At 75.7% G+C, this 19,379-nt stretch carries 13 protein-coding genes; 8 read left to right on the top strand and 5 right to left on the bottom strand.

Annotated features, from left to right (window positions below):
- Positions 1–147: 147 nt before the first annotated feature.
- Complete coding sequence (locus AC07BF_RS34990; RefSeq protein WP_478334430.1) at positions 148–2,223, top strand: hypothetical protein; 2,076 nt, start codon at positions 148–150, stop codon at positions 2,221–2,223.
- A gap of 62 nt (positions 2,224–2,285) precedes the next feature.
- On the opposite strand, the gene AC07BF_RS34985 is transcribed toward AC07BF_RS34990, so the two are convergent.
- Both AC07BF_RS34985 and AC07BF_RS34980 read right to left on the bottom strand, forming a co-directional pair.
- The gene (locus tag AC07BF_RS34985; protein ID WP_478334429.1) at positions 2,286–3,470 is read right to left on the bottom strand and encodes a saccharopine dehydrogenase family protein; all 1,185 of its coding nucleotides are present in this window, start codon (positions 3,468–3,470) and stop codon (positions 2,286–2,288) included.
- 51 nt (positions 3,471–3,521) lie between these two features.
- Positions 3,522–3,773, bottom strand: a complete 252-nt coding sequence (locus AC07BF_RS34980) for a hypothetical protein (RefSeq protein WP_478334428.1) — start codon at positions 3,771–3,773, stop codon at positions 3,522–3,524.
- Between the two features lie 110 nt (positions 3,774–3,883).
- On the opposite strand from AC07BF_RS34980, the gene AC07BF_RS34975 reads away from it, so the two are divergent.
- Positions 3,884–4,729: a PaaX family transcriptional regulator C-terminal domain-containing protein gene (locus AC07BF_RS34975; RefSeq protein ID WP_478334427.1), complete on the top strand. Its 846-nt coding sequence runs from the start codon at positions 3,884–3,886 to the stop codon at positions 4,727–4,729.
- Here the strand turns inward: AC07BF_RS34975 and AC07BF_RS34970 are convergent.
- Positions 4,719–6,035 (bottom strand): MFS transporter, encoded by a 1,317-nt coding sequence (locus tag AC07BF_RS34970; protein WP_478334426.1) that lies wholly within the window; start codon positions 6,033–6,035, stop codon positions 4,719–4,721. The genes AC07BF_RS34975 and AC07BF_RS34970 overlap by 11 nt on opposite strands.
- 54 nt (positions 6,036–6,089) lie before the next feature.
- On the opposite strand from AC07BF_RS34970, the gene AC07BF_RS34965 reads away from it, so the two are divergent.
- On the top strand, positions 6,090–6,833 hold the full coding sequence (locus AC07BF_RS34965) for an AraC family transcriptional regulator (protein ID WP_478334431.1): 744 nt from the start codon (positions 6,090–6,092) through the stop codon (positions 6,831–6,833).
- A gap of 37 nt (positions 6,834–6,870) precedes the next feature.
- Entirely contained in the window at positions 6,871–7,614 is a 744-nt protein-coding gene (locus AC07BF_RS34960; protein ID WP_478334425.1) for an SOS response-associated peptidase, read from the top strand.
- Positions 7,615–7,627: 13 nt separating this feature from the next.
- Here AC07BF_RS34960 and AC07BF_RS34955 read toward each other — a convergent pair whose 3' ends face one another.
- Positions 7,628–8,188, bottom strand: a complete 561-nt coding sequence (locus AC07BF_RS34955) for a putative glycolipid-binding domain-containing protein (RefSeq protein ID WP_363622887.1) — start codon at positions 8,186–8,188, stop codon at positions 7,628–7,630.
- Positions 8,189–8,324: 136 nt separating this feature from the next.
- Here AC07BF_RS34955 and fxsT point away from each other — a divergent pair, with 136 nt between their 5' ends.
- From fxsT to AC07BF_RS34940, 3 genes are read left to right on the top strand one after another with little or no spacing between them, the layout of a single operon-like run.
- Positions 8,325–14,996: an FxSxx-COOH system tetratricopeptide repeat protein gene (gene fxsT / locus AC07BF_RS34950; protein WP_478334424.1), complete on the top strand. Its 6,672-nt coding sequence runs from the start codon at positions 8,325–8,327 to the stop codon at positions 14,994–14,996.
- A gap of 4 nt (positions 14,997–15,000) precedes the next feature.
- Entirely contained in the window at positions 15,001–16,257 is a 1,257-nt protein-coding gene (locus AC07BF_RS34945; RefSeq protein ID WP_363586354.1) for a CHAT domain-containing protein, read from the top strand.
- Positions 16,254–17,288 (top strand): hypothetical protein, encoded by a 1,035-nt coding sequence (locus tag AC07BF_RS34940; protein ID WP_478334423.1) that lies wholly within the window; start codon positions 16,254–16,256, stop codon positions 17,286–17,288. Before AC07BF_RS34945 ends, AC07BF_RS34940 begins: the two co-directional genes overlap by 4 nt.
- Before the next feature lie 75 nt (positions 17,289–17,363).
- On the opposite strand, the gene AC07BF_RS34935 is transcribed toward AC07BF_RS34940, so the two are convergent.
- Positions 17,364–18,602, bottom strand: a complete 1,239-nt coding sequence (locus AC07BF_RS34935) for a styrene monooxygenase/indole monooxygenase family protein (protein ID WP_363586352.1) — start codon at positions 18,600–18,602, stop codon at positions 17,364–17,366.
- Positions 18,603–18,890: 288 nt separating this feature from the next.
- Between AC07BF_RS34935 and AC07BF_RS34930 the strand changes: the two genes are divergently transcribed.
- Entirely contained in the window at positions 18,891–19,250 is a 360-nt protein-coding gene (locus AC07BF_RS34930) for a zinc ribbon domain-containing protein YjdM (RefSeq protein ID WP_363586351.1), read from the top strand.
- Positions 19,251–19,379: the final 129 nt, after the last annotated feature.

The following is a 19,379-nucleotide window of genomic DNA, read 5'->3' as shown; positions in this document are numbered from 1 at the left end:
CCCCCCCCCCCCCCCCCCCCCCCCCCCCCCCCCCCCCCCCCCCCCCCCCCCCCCCCCCCCCCCCCCCCCCCCCCCCCCCCCCCCCCCCCCCCCGCACCCCGAACCACCCGACGCACCATCACCTCCCCCACACCCGCAGGAGTGCGCATGCGCCACATCCCCCACCGCCTCGCGGCACCCGTGCTCGCGCTGGCCCTCGCCGCCACCGGCCTCGGCGCCCTCACCCTCGGCACGGCCGCCCCCGCCGCCGCCCTGGACAACGGCAACGCCCTCACCCCGCCCATGGGGTGGAACTCCTGGAACTCCCTCGGCACCGAGGTCACCGAGGACCAGGTCGTCCAGACCATCGACTTCATGGCCGCCAACGGCCTGGTCGCGGCCGGCTACAACACCGTCACCATCGACGACGGCTGGTCGCTCTGGCACCGCGACGGCCAGACCACCGACCTCGTCCGCAACGCCGACGGCGCCATGCAGCTCTACGACACCGCCGGAAACCCCGTCGCCGGCACCGACGGCACCGGCACCGACCCCACCTCCGGCCACCTCATCCCCCGCCCGGACCACTTCCCGTCACAGACCGTCAACGGGCGGACCGTCAACGGCATCGAGTACCTCGCCCAGTACGCGCACAGCAAGGGCGTGAAGTTCGGCCTCTACGCCACCGACACCTACCTCACCTGCCAGATGCACCCCGGCAGCCTCGGCCACGAGAGCACCGACGCGGGCGACTTCGTCTCCTGGGGCGTCGACTACGTCAAGTACGACGACTGCCCCTACGGCCCACAGATCACCGGCCCGGACGGCCACAACTACTACACGCAGGGAGAGGGAAAGGAACTCACCCGCTCGGTCTACGCCCGCGTCCAGACCTTCCAGCACGCCCTCGACGCCGCCTCCGCCGCGCAGGGCCGACCCAAGGTCACCCTCAGCGTCTCCGCCCAGCCCGCCCACACCGGCGTCCCGTACCTGCTCGCGGCCGACGACCCGGCGCGCACCGACCCGGTGGTGCAGGCCGCCGGCACCGCGCCGTTCCAGGCGCCCGGCTACGCGCCGACCGGCGTCTGGTGCGGCCAGGTCGCCAACCTCTGCCGGATCGGCGGCGACCGCGACAGCGAACTCGACGGAGTGCTCTGGAACGGGCAGTTGCAGACCGCGCTGCAGTACCCCGGCAACGTGCGCCCGGGCAGCTGGAACGACCTCGACATGATGTTCACCGGCTGGCAGGACGTCTACGGCGCCTGGGGCTCCACCGACACCTGCACCTGCCACAAGCCGTTCACCGACGACGAGTCCCGCACCGAGACCTCCGTCCTCGCGATGCTCGCAGCCCCGCTGGTCTCCGGCGCAGACCTGCGCACCGCCGCGCAGTCCCAGCACAGCGCGGACGGCCACACCTGGTCCACCGGGATCGACGCCGCGAGCCTGGCGATCCTGAAGAACCGCGACGTCATAGCCATCGACCAGGACGCCCTGGCCAAGCCCGCCACCCTGGTCGGCGCCAAACCCGCGAACGCCACCGCGCCGGTCGTCCTCCAGCGGCGGCTGGCGAACGGCGACACCGCCGTGCTGCTCGTCAACCAGGACCCGGCCGCGAGCCGCACGGTGAGCACCAGCCTGAGCGAACTCGGCCTCACCGGGCCCGGCTACACCGCCAAGGAGCTGTGGACGGGCGCGAGTTCGACCGTCACCGGCACGCTCGGCGCCTCGGTGGCCCCGCACGGCGTGGCGCTGTACCGGCTCAGCGCCCGGCCGGCCACCGGGCCGGCCGCGGTAGTCGACGACGGTCGCTACCACGCGATCGGCGCCGGCGGCAGCGGCGGGCTGGTCCTCGAAGTGGCGGGGACCTGTAGCTCGCCGCTCGGCGCCGTCGCCGACGTCAACACCTGGTGGCCCACGCACACCTCCGAGCAGTGGACCTTCACCAGCAACCCGGACGGCACCGTGCGGATCGCCGACAACTGCGCCACCGCCACCCACGCGCACACCGTGCTCGCCGCCGGCACCGACCCCGGCAACAGCGCCTACCTGCTCGACTACTCGCCCGGCAACCGCTGGCAGGAGTGGCGGGTCACCCAGGACGGCGCCACCGGCACGCTCACCGTCACCAACGTCGCCACCGGCCTGGTCCTCAACGCCCGCACCGGCACGGCGGGTTCGACCGTGACCACGGACGCGGCCGACGGCGCCGCCCCCGGACAGGGCTGGAGCGTCGTGTCCTGACCTCACCGGCGCCCGCGCCCTGACCACGTCCCCTGATCACGCCTCCTGAGCGCGTCTCCTGATCACGCTCCCGGGCGCTCCTCCACCACGACGCCGACGCCCGGCCAGTGGCGCGCCAGGTCGGCGAAGAAGCGCCCGGCGTCGATCGCCGCCTCGGGCGGGTGGACGCCCGGGGCGCGGACGCCGCCGTCCAGGAGGTGGGCGAGGCCGAGGGCCGCCGGCACGCCGGTGCTCTCGGCCATGTCGCCGAGCAAGGCCTCGGCGCCGGTGAGCCGGGCGAGGACGGTGACCGGCCGGCCGTCGCGGCTGCCGGTGGCGGCGGCGAAGAAGCCGGGGAGGCTGCCGGGGCCGGGGAAGCGGGCCGCGCGGGCGGCGGCCCGCAGGGTGCGACGCAGCGTGGGGCGGTCGAGGTCGACGGCGGCGGTCTCGTTGCCGAGGCGCCCGGCGTCGAGGTCGTCCCGCAGGACGTCCAGGTAGGCGGCCGTCCTGGTGGTGACGACCATGAGGTTGGCGGCCGTGCCGCCGGGTCGCAGGCTGCGGTGCAGGGTGACCGGTTCGGGGTGGCCGACGGTGTACGCGGTGCCGCGGTGGCCGCCGGGCAGGTCGAGGGCGACCGGCCGCAGCGGGGGCCGCCGGACGATCCGGCCGCCGTCGACCACCGCGACCGTCCCGCTGATCTGCTGCATCCAGTGCACGGCGGCCGCCAGCGGGGCACCGTCCGGTCCGAGCAGGGAGGTGTCGTCGGGTTCGGCGCCCGCGTCGACGGGCCAGGCGGTGTAGAGGTCGGCCAGGGTGTCGAGGCGGGCGGCGGCCCGGACGGCGAGCAGGTTGCTGACGCCGGGGCTGGCGCCCATGCCGATCACGGCGCGGACGCCGGCGGCGCGGGCCGCGTCGTCGAGTTCCAGCATGGCGACGGTGGGTTCCCAGTCGTCGCAGATGTCCAGGTAGTGGGTGCCGGTGCGGATCGCCGCGCGCAGCACGCCGAGGCCGAAGCGGTAGTACGGGCCGACGGTGTTGAGGACGGCGTCGGCCTTCGCGAGGGCGGCGTGCAGTTGCACCCCGTCGGTGACGTCGACCTGGCGGGCCCGGACCGGTACCGGGCCGCCGTCGAGGGCGGCGGCGGTGCGGCGGGCGGCGTCCGGGTCGCGGTCGGCGATCACGAGTTCGTGGACGCCGGGCAGTCGGGCGGCGACCCGGGCGGCGACGCGGCCCATCGCTCCCGCTCCGCCGAGGGCTAGCACTCTCATCGTCGTTTCTCCTTTCGCCGGCCTGTGTTCACCGGCCGTGCGGCTGGGCCGTCAGCGCTGCCCGAGCGAGTTCAGGAAGCTGCGGTGCTCGTCGAGGTAGCCGGGGCTGAACAGCGAGCGGGGTGCGGTGGGGCCGTCCCCGTGGACGAGGACGACCAGGCCGGCGGGGGTACGGCCGCCGGTCGGGCGGGCGAGGACGCCGTGCAGCGGCTGTCTGCCGCCGGTGATGGTGACGCGTTCCCCCTTGAGGTCGTACTCGTTCCGGTACACCACCCAGCCGCCCGCGCCGAGCAGGAGCACCACCCACGGACAGCAGTGATCCCCAGAGCAGCCATCGCCCGCGCATCTTCGTTCCGCTAATCTATCGTTCTCAAAACGAACGTATCAGATCTGAACGCATTAGGATGGTCGCCATGGTGGAGATTCCGACCCGGGTGCTGGTCGAGGCGATGGTCCGCACGGACGGCACGGTCGACTGCGGCGACCTGTACACCGTGGCCGGCCTGCTCGGGATGACCGACCAGCAGGTCCGGCTGACCGTCAAGCGCCTCACCGGCGACGGGCGGTTCGTCCAGGAGGGGCGCGGCCGCCGGGCCCTGCTGCGGGCCACCGCCGAGACCCGGCGCTCGATCGACCCCGACGTCGAGTACGTGGCGTTGATGTACGCCCAGGACCGCGGCCGGGCCCCCTGGGACGGCGTCTGGCACCTCGCGGGATTCGCCGTCCCCGAGCACGCCCGGCCCGCCCGGGACGCGCTGCGCGAGGCGATCCTCCGGCTCGGCGGCGCCCCGGTGCAGAACGGCCTCTACGTCTCGCCGCACCCCTGGGAGGAGGACGTCCTGGCCGAGGCCGCCGCCCTGGACGTGCGCGGCCACCTCACTCTCCTCACCAGCCGCGACCTGCGCGCCGGCGAGACCGACGACCCCCGCGCGCTCGCCCGGCGCTGGTGGCCGCTGGACCAGGTCGCCGAGGGCCACCAGCGGCTCGCCGAGGTCGCGGCCGACCGCCTCGACCGGCTGGAGAAGGGCCTCACCGGCTCCGAACTGCTCACCGTCGCCCTGGAGTTGGCCGCCGCCTTCACCGAGGCCATGGAGCCAGACCCGCTGCTGCCGCCGGAACTCCTGCCACAGCCCTGGCCCGGCACCGCGGCCCGCGAACTCGTCGCCCGCTGCTGGGCGCTGCTGCTCGCCGACCCCGGGCCGGGCGCACCCCGGCTGTTCGACGCCTACGCCGAGGTCGTCGCGGCCGTCACCGCGTAGCCGCCGGACCCGGCTCGGTCGCCTCCGTCGCGGCCGGGGCTGCGGGCGCGACCGGCTCCGGCAGGGTGCGGAACAGCAGCCAGCTCAGCACCGGCATCAGCACCAACGGCAGCAGGGCGGTGCGCAGCGAGGTCGCGTCGGCGAGGCCGCCGATCACCGGGCTCGCCAGGCCGCCGATGCTGACGGTCAGGCCCAGCGTGATCCCGCTGGCGGTGCCGATCCGCGAAGGCAGGTAGTCCTGCCCCAGCGTGACCTGCAACGAGAACGGCACGTACAGGCCCGCCGAGGTCAGCGCCACGAAGACGTACAGCGCCGGGCCCGGCACCAGCACCACGCCCGCCACGGCCACCGCCGCCACCAGGTACGACCAGCGCGCCACCGCGACCCGGCCCCAGCGGTCCGCCAGCGCGCCGCCCAGCACCGAACCCACCGCGCCGCCCGCGTACAGCACCACCAGCGCCGCGGTGCCCGCCGCCGTACCGCCGCCGACCCGCTGGGTGGCGAACAGCGCGAGGAAGGTGCTCAGGCCGGTGAAAGCGATCGAGCGGCACACCACGGCCAGCGACAGCCGCACGAACGAGGCCCGGTCGTCGGCCCCGGCCACCGGCGCCGGAGCCGTCCCGGCGGCCCGGCGGCGCTCCAGTTCGCGCAGCACCGGCAGGCACAGGACGGCGCCCGCGAGCGCCGGCAGCACCAGCAGCGGAGTCAGCCGCAGGCCGCCGCCCGAGACCACCACGGACACCAGCAGCGGGGCCGCCGCGAAGCCCAGGTTGCCGCCCAGCGAGAACCAGGCCATCCCCCGGTGGCCGTCCCGCGCGGCCAGCCGGGCGACCCGGGCGGACTCCGGGTGGTACGCGGCCACCCCGACCCCGGACAGCGCCACGAACGCCAGGGTCAGCGGGTACGAGCCGCTCACCCCGCTGAGCGCGATGCCCACGCCGCCCACCAGCGTGCTGACCGGCAGCAGCCAGGGCAGCGGGCGGCGGTCGGTGATCGCGCCGAACAGCGGCTGCGCCACCGAGGAGAGCAGGGAGGCGGCGAGCACCACGCCCGAGACGGCGGCGTAGCCGTAGCCGCGCTCGGCCACGAAGAACGGGACCAGGGCGGCCACCGCGCCCTGGTAGACGTCCACGCAGGCGTGTCCGAGGGACAGCAGGGTGATCGAGGAGTCCCGCTTGCCGGGTGTGCTCTTCGAATGGTCAGGCGCACTCGGTGCACTCGGTGTACTCGGTGTACTCGGTGTACTGGAGGTGTTGGACGCACTGGGCGTAGTGATCGGCGGGTTGTCCGGCGTTGTCTTCGGCATGCCGACATGCTCGGCGCAGCGGCGCCTGTCGGGCTTCCGATAATCTGCCAGGTGATGCCGAACATCCGCCACGACCCCGTCGCCCCGACCCGCGTTCAGCGGCTGGCGTCCGGCGCCGGGATCGACGCCCACCGCCACGACGACCACCAGATCGCCTACGCGGCCAGCGGCGTGCTCGCCATCACCACCGACGCCGGCTCCTGGGTCGCCCCCGGCACCCGCGCCATCTGGGTCCCGGCCGGCACCGTGCACGCCCACCAGGCCCACGGCGAACTGGACCTCCACCTGGTCGGGCTGCCCGCCACCGAGAACCCGCTCGGCCTGGACCGGCCGACCGTGCTCGCCGTCGGGCCGCTGCTGCGCGAGCTGATCGTCGCCTACACCCGCACCCCCGAGGACGACAGCCCCGAACGGACCCGGCTGCGCGCCGTCCTGCTCGACCAGCTGCGCGCCTCCCCGCAGCAGCCGCTGCACCTGCCCGCCCCCGCCACACCGCTGCTGCGCGCGGTCTGCGACCGGCTCCGCGCCGATCCGGCCGACCAGCGCACCCTCACCGAACTGGGCCGGGCGGCCGGCGCCAGCGACCGCACGCTCTCCCGGCTCTTCCGGGCCGACCTCGGCATGACCTTCCCGCAGTGGCGCACCCAGCTGCGGCTGCACCACGCACTGGTGCTGCTCGCCGAGGGCCTGCCCGTCACCACGGTCGCGCACCGCTGCGGCTGGTCCTCCGCGAGCGCCTTCATCGACGTCTTCCGCCGCACCTTCGGCCACACCCCGGGCCGCCACCCCGCGTACTGACCCCGAATCGTCCGCCGCTGGTGGCAGGGTGGGGAGCATGTGCGGTCGTTTCGTCTCCACCACCACGCCCCAGGACCTCGTCGCCCTGCTCGGGGAACTGCGCTGGGATCCGGCCGAGTCGTTCGCGCCGAGCTGGAACGTGGCGCCCACCGACCCGGTGCCCGCCGTCCTGGAACGCGTCGACCGGGAGAGCGGCGAGCTGCTGCGGCAGCTGCGCCCGCTGCGCTGGGGCCTGGTGCCGTCCTGGTCCAAGGATCCCTCCGGCGGCGCCCGCATGATCAACGCCCGCTCGGAGACCGTCCACCTCAAGCCCGCCTTCCGCAAGGCCTTCACCACCCGGCGCTGCGTCATCCCCGCCGACGGCTACTTCGAGTGGCGCGAGGTGCCCGCCGCCGCCGGCCGGAAGAAGTACAAGCAGCCGTACTTCCTCAGCACCGGCTCGGTCATGCTGATGGCCGGCCTGTACGAGTTCTGGCGCGACCAGACCCGGCCCGAGGACGACCCGGTGGCCTGGCTCGCCACCGCCACCGTCATCACCACCGACTCCACCGACAGCGCCGGGCGCGTCCACGACCGGATGCCGCTCACCATCGCCTCCGCCGACCTGGCCGCCTGGCTCGCCCCCGATCTCACGGACTCCGACGAACTCCACCACCTGCTGCGCCGCCCCGCCGACGGCGCCCTGCGGGTGCGGGCCGTCTCCCCCGCCGTCAACAGCGTCCGCGCCAACGGGCCGGAACTGCTCGACCCCGCCCCGGACCCGCTGGGACTGGCGGACTGACGCCGCCCGGCCGTCAGGCGATCCGGCCGGCCAGCCCGGGGTAGTCGAGGACCAGGCCGTCCCGGTCCAGCACGAGGTCGCTGCGGAAGTCCCCGGAGGCGTAGCGGACGGTGGCCCGCCCGCCGTCCAGGCCGAGGTGGGTGTAGGTCTGGCGGGAGGGGTGCACCGTCAGGTCGGGCACCCGGATCCACGCCATCAGGAAGTGCCGCTCGCCCGGGCCCCGGTGGAGGCCGTGGCGCAGCACCGGCGGGGTGTTGGTCACCGGGGAGAGCCCGAGGTCGCAGTCCAGCGCGCCGGCCAGGTCGGGCCGTTCCACGCCGTCGACGCTCCAGCGGCCGCCGTCCTGACGCAGTTCCAGCTCGCGGACGCCGTCGGCGGTCTCGGCCCGGACCCGCATCCGCCGGGTGACGAATCCCTCGCCGGTCTCCAGTTCGTACGTCAGCCAGTACGGCGCGGGCCGCGCGGCGGCGACCCGGCCGCGGGCGTGCAGGGCGGCGGCACCGAGCTCGACCCAGGACGTCTCCAGGCCGCCCGTCTCGGCGACCTGCCAGGTGGGAACGGTGTGCGTGATCATCCGCGTACGCTACCGTCCGGTACCGACAGGCGCGCGCCCGGCTCCGGGCAGCCGGCGGGATCCGGTGACACGGCGCCCGCCCGCGACTACGGTGGGCGGGCGGAACGTACGTGGGGGTGAGGGCGCCGAAGTGTTGATGTCCAGGACGACGCATGTCCGGCCCGAGGGCGGCCTGCCCGACCACGAGGCCTTCGACCAGCGGCGCCGCCCGGTCTCGCCCGCCACCGCCGGGAACCCGCACGCCGAGCAGCGGGCGGCCGTACTGCCGCCCGAGGCGGCGCGGGCCGCGCTGACCGTCGAGGCGAGCGCCCCCGCTCCCAACCTGCCGCCCCGCGCCGCGGACCGGCTCGTGGGCCGCGACGGCGCGTTGCGGGCGATCGCCGAGGCGCTGTCGGACGGCGACGGCAGCGGGCTGGTCACCCAGGCCACCACGCTGCACGGCCTCGGCGGGGTCGGCAAGACCACCGTCGCACTGCACTACGCCTACGCCGAGGCCGCGCACTACCGGCTGATCTGGTGGATCACCGCCGAGTCCGAGGAGCAGCTCGCCGAGGCCTTCGCCGACCTCGCCGTCCACCTCCACCCCACCTGGGCCCTCACCGCCCCGCCCGGCCAGCAGGTCGAGTGGGCGCTCGCCTGGCTGCGCGCCCACGACCGCTGGCTGCTCGTCTACGACAACGCCGAGGACCCGGTCCACCTCACCCCCTATCTCGGCCGGCTGCTCGGCTGCGGCCACCAGTTGGTCACCAGCCGCCGCGCCGGCGGCTGGCACCCCGGCATCCGCCCGGTGCGGATCGACGTCCTCGACGCCCCCGAGGCCACCCGGCTGCTCTGCGGCGCCGCCCACCTCGGAGCGCGGGCCGACCAGGCCGAGGTGCTCGCCCTCGCCGACGAACTCGGCCACCTGCCGCTCGCCCTCGCCCAGGCCGGCGCCTACGTGCAGCAGACCGGCACGACCTTCGCCGCCTACCGCGAGCTGCTGCGCACCAGCAGCCCGGCCCGCCCTGACGCCGGCTCCGGCTCCGACTCCGGTACTGGCTCCGGCGCGGTGGCCACCGTCTCCCGGCTCTGGCACACCACCCTGCGCGCCGTCCAGGCCACCGCCCCGTTCGCCGTCGAGCTGCTGCGCACGCTCGCCTGGTACGCCCCCGAGGCACTGCCGCGCGAAGCCCTGACGCCCTTCGGCGCGCGCCGCCCGGCCGAGGTCGACTCCGCGCTGCGGCTGCTCGCCGACTACAACCTGATCACCCTCGGCGAGACCGTCACCGTGCACCGCCTGCTCCAGGGCGTGCTGCGCCGTTCCGACGGAGCCCGCCCGCTGCGCCGGCGCGCCGAACAGCAGCTCGCCGAGGCCGCCGCCCGGCTCTGGCCGACCGCCGGGCCCCGGCTGCGCCGGGCGCTGCTGCCGCACATCCGCGAGCTGGCCGCCGGCGGCCCGTCCGATCACCCCACCCCGCAGACCGTCGCGCTGTACCGGCTGGCCGCCGGCGAGCTGACCGACCGGGCCCAGCGGGTGTTCGCCATCCCACTGGTCACCGCGATGGCCGACGGCCAGACCCGCCTGCTGGGCTCCGACCACCCCGACACCCTGGCCACCCGGGGCCGGCTCGCCGAACTCCACACCCGGGCCGGCGACCCGGCCCGCGCCGTCGCGCTCTGCCGGGCGGTGGTGGCCGACCGCACCCGCCGCCAGGGCCACGACCACCCGGCCGCCCTCGCCGACCGCAGCACCCTCGCCCACGCCTACCGCAAGGCGGGTGAACACCGGTGCGCCGTCGAGGAGTTCCGCGCGGTGGTGGCCGACCGGGCCCGGGTGCTCGGCGCCGACAGCCGGGAGACCCTCACCAGCCGCGCGGGCCTGGCCTACGCCCTCCAGGTGGCCGGTCAGCACCAGGCGGCGGTGGCGGAGTTCGAGCGGCTGCTGGCCGACGCCGGCCGGGTCCTGGACGACCCCGACCACCCGGACATCCTGGCCCACCGCAACGGGCTCGCGTACGCCCAACTCACCGCCGGTCAGCACCGGTTGGCCATCACCCTGTACGAGCAGGCGGTGGCCGACCGGGCCCGGGTGCTCGGCGCCGACCACCCCGACACCCTCACCAGCCGCGACTGGCTCGCGGCCGCCCACGTCGTCGCGGGAGACCACCGGGCCGCGGTCGCCGGGTACGAGGCGCTGGTCGCCGACCACGTCCGGGTCCAGGGGCCGGACCACCCGCAGACCCTCTTCGCGCGCGGCCGGCTGGCGACGGCCCACTGCGAGGCCGGGCACCCGGCCTCGGCGGTCACCCGGTTCACCGATCTGGTCGGCGACTACACCCGCGTCCTCGGGCCCGACCACCCCCACACGCTGGACGCGCGCAGCGGTCTCGCCCACGCCCACCGCGAGGCGGGCCAGCTCCGGACGGCGGTGGACGAACACCGGGCGCTGGTCCGCGACCGCGCCCGCGCCCAGGGGCCGGACCACCCCGGCACGCTGGAGGAGCGCAGCGACCTCGCCTACGCGCTGCGCGTCGCGGGCCGGACCGGCCGTGAACTGGCCGAGTTCGAGGACCTGGTGGCCCACCGCGCCCGCGTCCAGGGCCCGGACCACCCGGACACCCTGGACGAACGGTCCAACCTCACCCGCACCCTGCTGTTGGCCGGGCGCCCCCGCGCGGCGCTCGCCGAATGCCAGCGGCTCCTCGCCGACCGCGAGCGGGTCCACGGCCCCGACCACTACGAGACCTTCGAGGCTCGACTGAGCCTGGCCCGGGCCTTCGGCGACGCCGGCGACCACCGACACGCGGCGGAGCTGTGCGACCGACTCGTCGCCGACCGGCTGCGGGTGCTCGGCGCCGACCACCCCGCCGTCCTCCACACCCGCGGCTGGCAGGCCTGGCTGCACGGCGCGGCGGAGCACCACCGGCGGGCCGTGGAACTGCGCGAACGGCTGGTGGCCGACTACGACCGGGTCCACGGCCCCGACCACCCGCAGACCCTCAACGCCCGCACCGGCCTGGCCTACGCCCTCCAGAGCGCGGGACGGATCCGGGAGGCGCTCGTCGAGCGCGAACGGGTGCTGGCCGACCTGACCCTGGTGCTCGGCGCCGGGCATCCCACCACCCTCAGCGCCCGCCTCCAGCTGGCGCGGACCCACGACGAGAGCGGCGACCACCCGCGCGCCGTGGAGCTGTACGCGGAACTGGTCGCCGACTGCGTCCGGCTGTACGGCGAGGAGCACCCCCGCACCCTCAGCACCCGGTGGTGGCTCGCCTCCGCGCACGGGGACGCCGGGGAGCACCGGCACGCGGCGGAACTGTACGAAGCACTGGCAGCCGACCGCGCCCGGCTCCAGGGCCCCGACCACCCGGAGACGCTCAACACCCGCCGGTGGCACGCCGACAGCTGCCGGGAGGCGGGCGACCACCGGCGGGCCGTCACGCTGTCCGAAACCCTGGTGGCCGACCAATCCCGCGTCCACGGACCGGAACACCCCGACACCCTGGGCGCCCGTCTGGTGCTGGCGCAGGCGCTCACCGCCGCCGGCCGGCACCGCCGGGCGCTGGAGCTCCACCAGGAGCTCGTCGCGGACCGGGCCCGGATCCAGGGCCCCGACCACCCGGACACCCTCAATGCCCGCTGGTGGCTGGCACACGACTGCCAGCGGGCCGGCGAGCACCGCCGCGCGGTGGAGCTGTACGACGCACTGGCGGCCGATCGCGGCCGGATCCTGGGCGCCGACCACCCCCAGACCCTCACCGCCCGCTGGTGGCAGGCGAACGGTCACCAGCGGGCCGGCCACCACCACCGTGCGGTGGAGCTGTTCGACGCGCTGGTGGCCGACGACACCCGGATCCGCGGTGCCGACCACCCCGAGACGCTGGCCACGCGCGCCGGACTGGCCTGGGCCACCTCCTCCGCGAACGACCACCGCCACGCCATCGCCCGCTACGAGGCCCTGGCCGCCGACCGCACCCGGATCCACGGCGCCGACCACCCGCTGGCCCTGGACGCCCGCGGCTCCCTGGCCTGGGCGCACGCCGAGGCGGGCGACCACCGCCGCGCCGCAGAGCTGCACTCCGCGCTGGTGGCCGACCGCACCCGGATCCAGGGCCCCGACCACCCCGACACCCTCGGCACCCGGCGCTCGCAGGCGGCGGGCCACCACGAGGTCGGCGAACTCGACCGCGCCCTGGAGCTGTACGAGGCACTGGTCGCGGACCTGGCCCGGGTCCTGGGCGCCGACCACCCCACCACCCTGGACACCTGGCTCGGCCTGGCCCAGGCCTGCCGCGAGGCGGCCGAGCACGACCGCTCGGTGGACCTGTTCCGGGCCCTGGTCGCCGACTACGAGCGGGCGCTCGGACCGGACCACCCCGACACCCTCGACGCGCGGCTCGGCCTCGCGCGGTCGGTGGTGGCGGCGGGCGACCACCCCGCCGCCGCCGAGCTGTACACGGCGCTGCTGGCCGACCAGGAGCGGGCGCAGGGCCCGGACCACCCGGACACGCTCACCACCCGGTGGTGGCAGGCCGCCGCCCACCGCGACGCGGACGACCAGCGCCGCGCGGCCGAGGCCTTCGGCGCCGTCGCCGCCGACCGGGCCCGGGTGCTCGGCGCCGACCACCCCGACACCCTCAACGCCCGCTGGTGGCAGGCCTCCTCGTACCGCGCGGGCTACGACCTCCAACGCGCGCTCGACCTCGCCGTGCCCCTGGTCGCCGACACCGAGCGGGTGCTCGGGCCCGACCACCCCGACGCCCTCGGCGCCCGGTTCCTGCTGGCCTGGACGTACCGGTCGGGCGGCGACCACCGCCCCGCGACGGAACTCGACGAGGCGCTGCTGCGGGACCGGATCCGGCTCCAGGGCCCGGACCACCCCGACACCCTCGCCTGTCGCGGCAGCCTCGCCCAGGACCGCCGGCTCGCGGGCCTCCTGCACCAGGCCGAGGCCGAACGGGAGGCGCTGGCCGCCGACCGTGCACGCATCCACGGCCCCGACCACCCGGACACCCTCCTCCAGCTCTCCCAACTCGCCGAGGCCGTCCTCGCCACCGGCGAACTCGACCGCGCCACAGCCCTGTTCACCGAGCTGATCGCCCACCGGACCCGGGTCCAGGGCGCGGACCACCCGGACACCCTCGGCGAGCGCTCCGGCCTCGCCTCCGTCCACGCCCGCGCCGGCCGGCAGCGGCAGGAGATCGTCGAACGGCTGATGCTGCTCGCCGACCACGAGCGCGTACACGGCCAGGACCACCCCGACACCCTCACCGCGTGCACCGACCTCGCCCACGCCCACCGCCGCCGCTGGGAGCACGACCGCGCCGACGCGCTCTACCGCGCCCTGCTGGCCGACCGCACCCGGATCCTCGGTGCCGAACACCCCGGCGCCCCGGACACCATCGATGCCCTCGACTCCCTCGACGACCGGGACAGCATCGCGCTCAACCTCGTCGAGGCCGGCCGGTACGCGGAGGGCGCCGACTGCTACCGGGAGGCGCTGGCCGCCGCCGAATCGGCCCTCGGCCCGGAGCACCTGCTCGCCCACGCCGTGCGGTACGGCCTCGCCCAGGCGCTGCTGCTCGCCGGGGACCACGCCGGCGCGATCGCCGAACTGTCGCCCCTGACGGCGGACTGGACCAGACCCGCCGGCCCCGCCCTGCCCGGCCTCGTCCGGTCCGGGTGCGTCCTCGCCGTCGCCCGCCACCTCAACGGGGAGCACGAGGCGGCGGTGCGCCTGGCCGCCACCCTCGCCGCCTGTGCGGACGACGCCCTCGGCAGCACCGACGACGCCACCCTCGCCGCCCGCGAGGCCCACGCGCTGCTGCTGGCCTGCGGCCCGCGGCCGCTGCGCGCCGTCGTCCGGCTGGAGGAACTCGCCGAGGAGTGCGCCGCGAGCCACGGCCCGCGCAACTCCCTCACCCTGAGCATCCGCCAGAGCCTCGCCCACGCGCGGCTGCGGGCCGGCGACGCCGTCGGGGCGGTGCGGGTGTACGAGGGCATCGTCGCCGACCGGCTCCCGGCCGGGACACTGCTGACCGGACACCGGCACGCCGACGACGTCGCCGTCAGCCTCGGTACCCTGCGCCCCGGGCTGCTCCCGGTGTTCCCCACCCTGGCCGTCGGCCTGGCCGCCGCGCTCGCCGCGAGCGGGCGCCGGGACGCCGCCCGGGACCTGCTGGTGGCCGTCCACACCGCGCGCCGGACCCTGATGGGCCCCGGCCATCCGCTGGCAGTGGAGAGCCGGACGGCCCTGGCCCGACTCGACGGCGGCGCAGCGGAGTCGCCGGCCCCACTTGACGACGGCGGGCCGGAGTCGCTGCCGGCCGCACCCGTCCGCGCGGAGCTCGGGCCGGAACCGTCCGAGCCGGCCGCACTGATCCGGTGCTCGCGCGGGGAGCGGCGCCGCTCCCCGGCGCCCGCGGTACCGAGGACGGCCTGGCGGACCCGGCTCACCCTGCTCGACGAGCCGGCGGTGGGGGCCGCCGTGCGGCTGGAGCTGCGGTTGGAACCCGAGGTGCCGCAGGCCGACCCCGGCGAGCTGCCGGGCCTGCGCCTGGTGGCCGTCGCCGCCTCGGACGCCGTGCTCGATCCACCCGTCGCCGACTACAGCCCGGCCGGGGAGCCCGCCCGCTTCGCGCTGACCCCGTCCGTGCCGGGGCCGCACACCGTCCGGATCACCGTCTACGACCGGGGGCACGGCTCCGTGCTCCAGGACCTGTCCACCGTCGTCGACGTCCCGCACGTCCCGCGCGTCCCCCAAGTCGGCCAAGTCGGCCAAGTCCCCACCGTCACCGACGTCACCCACATCGCCCAGGACGAGGAGTAATCGCGTGGCCCGGGACCTCCTCGTCGAGATCCGTCAGAACCCCTCCGCCGACTTCACCCGGCTCCCCCGGCAACAGGCTCCGGACGCCCCGCAGGCCAAGGAGCCGGCCCCGCTGGACCTCGTGGTCTCGCTGCGCCGCCACCGCGACGACCTGCTCGTCTCCGCCTTCCGGCCCGGCGAGCGCACGCCCTGGTCCCGCCCCCACCGCGCGGAGCTGAAGGTGTCCGCCCCCGCCCTGCTCGCCCGGGCCTCCCGGCTGCGGACCATCTGGCGCGACCGCCTGGTCCAGTACGACCCGGAGCCGATCGGCGGCTACCCCTTCGCCCAGGCCGTCGACTTCAACCGGCTGGCCGGCGTCGCCGAGCGGCAGGTCGCCGAACTGGCCGAGGAGGGACGGTACTTCCTGGAGGTGATGCTCGACGGGCCGGACCGCGAACTCACCGTCTTCCGCGACTACCTCACCCGGACGCTCACCGAGAGCGGCTCGCTGCGGATCAGCTTCGACTCCGACCTCCACCTGCCCTGGCCGATGCTCGCCGTCGACGGCGGCCACGCCGACCCGTGGGCGGACTTCCTCGGCCACCGCCACCAGGTCGAGCAGACCGGCGCCGGCTACCCGCCGATCCAGCCGCCGTACCCGGCCCGCGCCAGGCCCGTCACCAGCCTCAACACCGACGACCAGCTCACCGACGTCGGCCGGGCCCCCGAGGTCCGCAAACTGCTGGAGGACCGCTCCCAGCTGACCGTGCGCACCGAGTCCGAACCGCTGCTCAAGGCGCTGTCCTCCGCCGTGCTGGACGAGGACGTCATGTACTTCTGGTGCCACGGCCAGTTCGTCGCCGGCGACTCCCCGTACGAACAGCTCGCCGTCCGGCTCTCCGACGACCGCCAGATCGACGCCGACCTGGTGCGCCGCCACCGCCGCCGGCACGCCGAGGCGCCGGACGCCATGTTCCGGCCGTTCGTGCTGCTGAACGCCTGCCACACCGGGCAGTCCACGGCCGCCGAACTGGAGCACCTCGGCCGGGCGCTGGTCGACCTCGGCGCCAACGGCGTGCTCGGCCCGCAGATCGAGATCCCGCAGGTCTTCGCCGCCGAGTACGCCTTCGCCTTCCTCGACCTCTACCTGACCGGGGAGTCCACGGCGGGCGAGATCACCCAGCAGTTGGTCCGGTGGTTCGCCCGCGAGTACCGCAACCCGCTGGCGCTCACCTACTCCCTGCACTGCGGCCTCGACAGCATCCTGGAGCTGACCCCGTGACGGCGCCCACGCCCATCGCCACCGCCACCGCCACCGTCGACCTGGACGAGGAGGGCCGGCTGCTCGTCCCCGGCACCCGCACGCCGGTGCCCGAGGCCCGGATCGCCCAACACCTCGCCCGGCACCTGCGCATCCCCCCGCGGGCGACCGACGTCTACGTCTACGTCCACGGTTGGCAGACCAGCCCCGCCGCCGCCGACCGCTCGGCCGCCGCCCTGCTCACCGAGGCCGCCGCCCTGCACCGGTCCGCGCCGACCGCCTACCCCGGGCTGACCAGGGGGTTCCGCCCGTGGTGCGTGGTGGTGCGCTGGCCGTCCTCCAGCCTGCCGTCGCCGGCCGGCTACCGCCGGATCCGGGCCCGGGCGCACGCCATGAGCGCCCAGGGGCAGGCCGGGCGCGTCCTGGGCCACCTGCTCGGCTACCTGGACGCCGACCGCGGCGACCCGGCCGCGCCCCGCGTCCTGGCCAACCGCAACGGCCAGTACCTGCACCTGGTCGGCCACTCCTTCGGCGGCCGTTTCCTCTGCGAGGCCGTCCAGTACGCGGCCGACCGGCCCGCCGGGCCACCGGTGCTGGGCTGGAGCCGGCCGGGCGACCCCACCCGGCCGTTCACCGTCGACAGCGCGCTGATCTTCCAGATGGCCGCGCCCCGCGACGCCTTCACCCACCTCTTCCCCCGGCTGTTCCTCGGCCCCGGCCGGCCCGGCGCCCCGCTGCGCGGCCCGCTGGTGCTCACCCACTCCCGCTGGGACCGCGCCACCGGCTTCTGGCACCTGCGCGCCGAGGGCCGCCCGGGCATCGGCCACTCCGGCACCGGCGTCGCCCCCGTCCCCCAGTTCAGCACCCGGCTGCGCCCGACCGCCTCCCCGTACCCGCACGCCGAGTTGGACCACCCAATCGTCAACATCGACGCCGCCCGGGTCTACCGCGGCGGCCTGGCCACCCGCCTCAACCCGGCGGGCGCCCACTCCGACTTCCACCACCCCGAATCCGCCCACCTGCTGCTCAGCCTCGCCGCCCACTCACGCTGACCGGACGGGCCCGTCGTCCCGCTCGGGTGCCCCGACCGATCCACGCCAGCCGCCGCGCGGGTCAGTCCGCGCCGGTCAGTCCTGCGGGGTGAACGACTCCAGGTAGGCGGCCGCCTTCGCGGGGTCGAGGAACCACTGCTCCAGGTCGGCCGGGTCGTTGAAGGCGTTGGCGAACCGGTCGGCGACGGGCGGGAGTTGACCGGCGGCGCCGAGCAGGTGCAGGACGTGCTCGGGCGGCGGCGCGAGCATCGCGTTGCTCCAGACGGTGCTGGGGCGCACGGTCTGCCAGAAGCGGTCGAAGGCGGCCCGCATGAAGTCGCGGTCGAACGGCTTGTCGCCGTGCGCGAGGATCGCGTCGAGGTAGCCGGCCGCGCACCGGGCGGCGTTGTTGGAGCCCTGGCCGGTGATCGGGTCGTTGAGGACGACGACGTCCGCGACGCCCAGCGCCGCTCCGCCGCCGGGCAGTTCGCCGACCGGGTGGCGGACGACGGGGGTGAAGCGCCCGGCGAGGGTGGCGCCGGCGTCGGTGAGTTCGATTCCGGCCCGGGCGCGGTCATACTCCCAAGGAGTGAAGGCCTTCATCAGGTCGAGCGTCACCCGCAGGTGTTCGGCCGGGTCGCGGACCCCGTCGAAGGCGTCCGCCGGGCCGCCCGGGGCGGCCTCCCAGAGCAGGATGTCGCACGGGCCGGCCGCGGTCAGCGCCGGCATGACGAACAGTTCGCCGACGCCGGGCACCACGTTGCAGCGGACGGCGGGGAAGTCGTGCTCGGGGCGCGGGCCGAGCCCGTACACGTAGCTGGCGGCCAGCGCGCGCTGCGGCCGGTCGTAGCGGGAGCGCTCGTGGTCGCGCTCGAACATCGCGGCCAGGTCGCCCTTTCCGGCCGCGACCAGGACCAGGTCGTAGGAGCCGGAGAGGTGTTCGAGGTCGCCGACGGTCACCGGGCGGACCACGACCCGGCCGCCGCGCCCGGCGAAGGTCTCCAGCCAGGCGGGCATCTTCAGCCGCTGGTCGACGGACTGCGCGGGCGCGTCCAGGCGCCCGACCCAGTCGATCACCCGCGCGGACTCCGGCCCGGCGACGGAGACTCCGACGCCCTCGATCCGGGGTGCGGTGTCCGCCCAGAGGTCCAGGCCGAGGTCGCGTTCGGTCCGCAGCGCGGCGTCGAACATGCACTGGGTGGACAGCACCCGGCCGCTCCGGACCGCGTCCGCGTCGCGGTCGGTCATCACCGTCACGTCGTAGCCGTGGGCCTGGAGCCCCAGGGCCAGTTGGAGGCCGGCCTGCCCCGCGCCGACGATCAGAACTCTGCGCATCGTCTCCGCTTTCCTGGTTGTACGTCCTGGCCCGGCCTCAACACCCGTCCGTCCGTGGGCTGGTGAGCCCGCGGGGGGAGGTGGGCACCGGTCGGCCGCCAGTCGCGCTGCCAGTGGCCTGGATACCAGTCATCGGGCACCCGCGTCCACGGCCCGCGCGCGCCCGGCCGGGAACGTCACCGTCCGCGGTCGGACGCGGTCGAACAAGCGATTTGAAAAATTCTTCAACTTCATACATGCTGGCGAGCCGCCGACCCCCGGCCCGACCCGAGAGGACAGCCCGCGCGCATGAGCGACCACCTCCCCCCGTGCCCGTCGTGCTCCAGCGAGTACACCTATGAGATGAACGCCCTCATGGTCTGCCCGGAGTGCGGCCACGAGTGGATGCCCGCGGCAGGCGGCGCCGCCGAACCGGCCGGCCCGGGCGAGCGGGTGATCCGGGACGCGGTCGGCAACGTGCTCAGCGACGGCGACACCGTGACCGTCGTCAAGGCGCTCAAGGTCAAGGGCAGCGTCTCCGGCATCAAGGCGGGCACCAAGGTCCGCAACATCCGTCTGGTCGGCGGCGTCGACGGCCACGACATCGACTGCCGGATCGAGGGGTTCGGCGCGATGCAGCTCAAGTCGAGCGTGGTCAAGAAGGCCTGACCGGGCCCGCGCCCGGCGCGGAAAAGAGGGGGGGGGGGGGGGGGGGGGGGGGGGGGGGGGGGGGGGGGGGGGGGGGGGGGGGGGCGGTGGGGGGGGGGGGGGGGGGGGGGGGGGGGGGGGGGGGGGCGA

The organism is Kitasatospora sp. NPDC043950 (assembly GCF_056435345.1).
This window is presented reverse-complemented; position numbering and strand designations above follow the sequence as displayed.

Coding starts and splice junctions, on each gene's coding strand:
- AC07BF_RS34990 (WP_478334430.1), top strand. CDS start 148: ATGCGCCACATCCCCCACCGCCTCGCGGCACCCGTGCTCGCGCTGGCC.
- AC07BF_RS34985 (WP_478334429.1), bottom strand. CDS start 3,470: ATGAGAGTGCTAGCCCTCGGCGGAGCGGGAGCGATGGGCCGCGTCGCC.
- AC07BF_RS34975 (WP_478334427.1), top strand. CDS start 3,884: ATGGTGGAGATTCCGACCCGGGTGCTGGTCGAGGCGATGGTCCGCACG.
- AC07BF_RS34970 (WP_478334426.1), bottom strand. CDS start 6,035: ATGCCGAAGACAACGCCGGACAACCCGCCGATCACTACGCCCAGTGCG.
- AC07BF_RS34965 (WP_478334431.1), top strand. CDS start 6,090: ATGCCGAACATCCGCCACGACCCCGTCGCCCCGACCCGCGTTCAGCGG.
- AC07BF_RS34960 (WP_478334425.1), top strand. CDS start 6,871: ATGTGCGGTCGTTTCGTCTCCACCACCACGCCCCAGGACCTCGTCGCC.
- AC07BF_RS34955 (WP_363622887.1), bottom strand. CDS start 8,188: ATGATCACGCACACCGTTCCCACCTGGCAGGTCGCCGAGACGGGCGGC.
- fxsT (WP_478334424.1), top strand. CDS start 8,325: ATGTCCAGGACGACGCATGTCCGGCCCGAGGGCGGCCTGCCCGACCAC.
- AC07BF_RS34935 (WP_363586352.1), bottom strand. CDS start 18,602: ATGCGCAGAGTTCTGATCGTCGGCGCGGGGCAGGCCGGCCTCCAACTG.
- AC07BF_RS34930 (WP_363586351.1), top strand. CDS start 18,891: ATGAGCGACCACCTCCCCCCGTGCCCGTCGTGCTCCAGCGAGTACACC.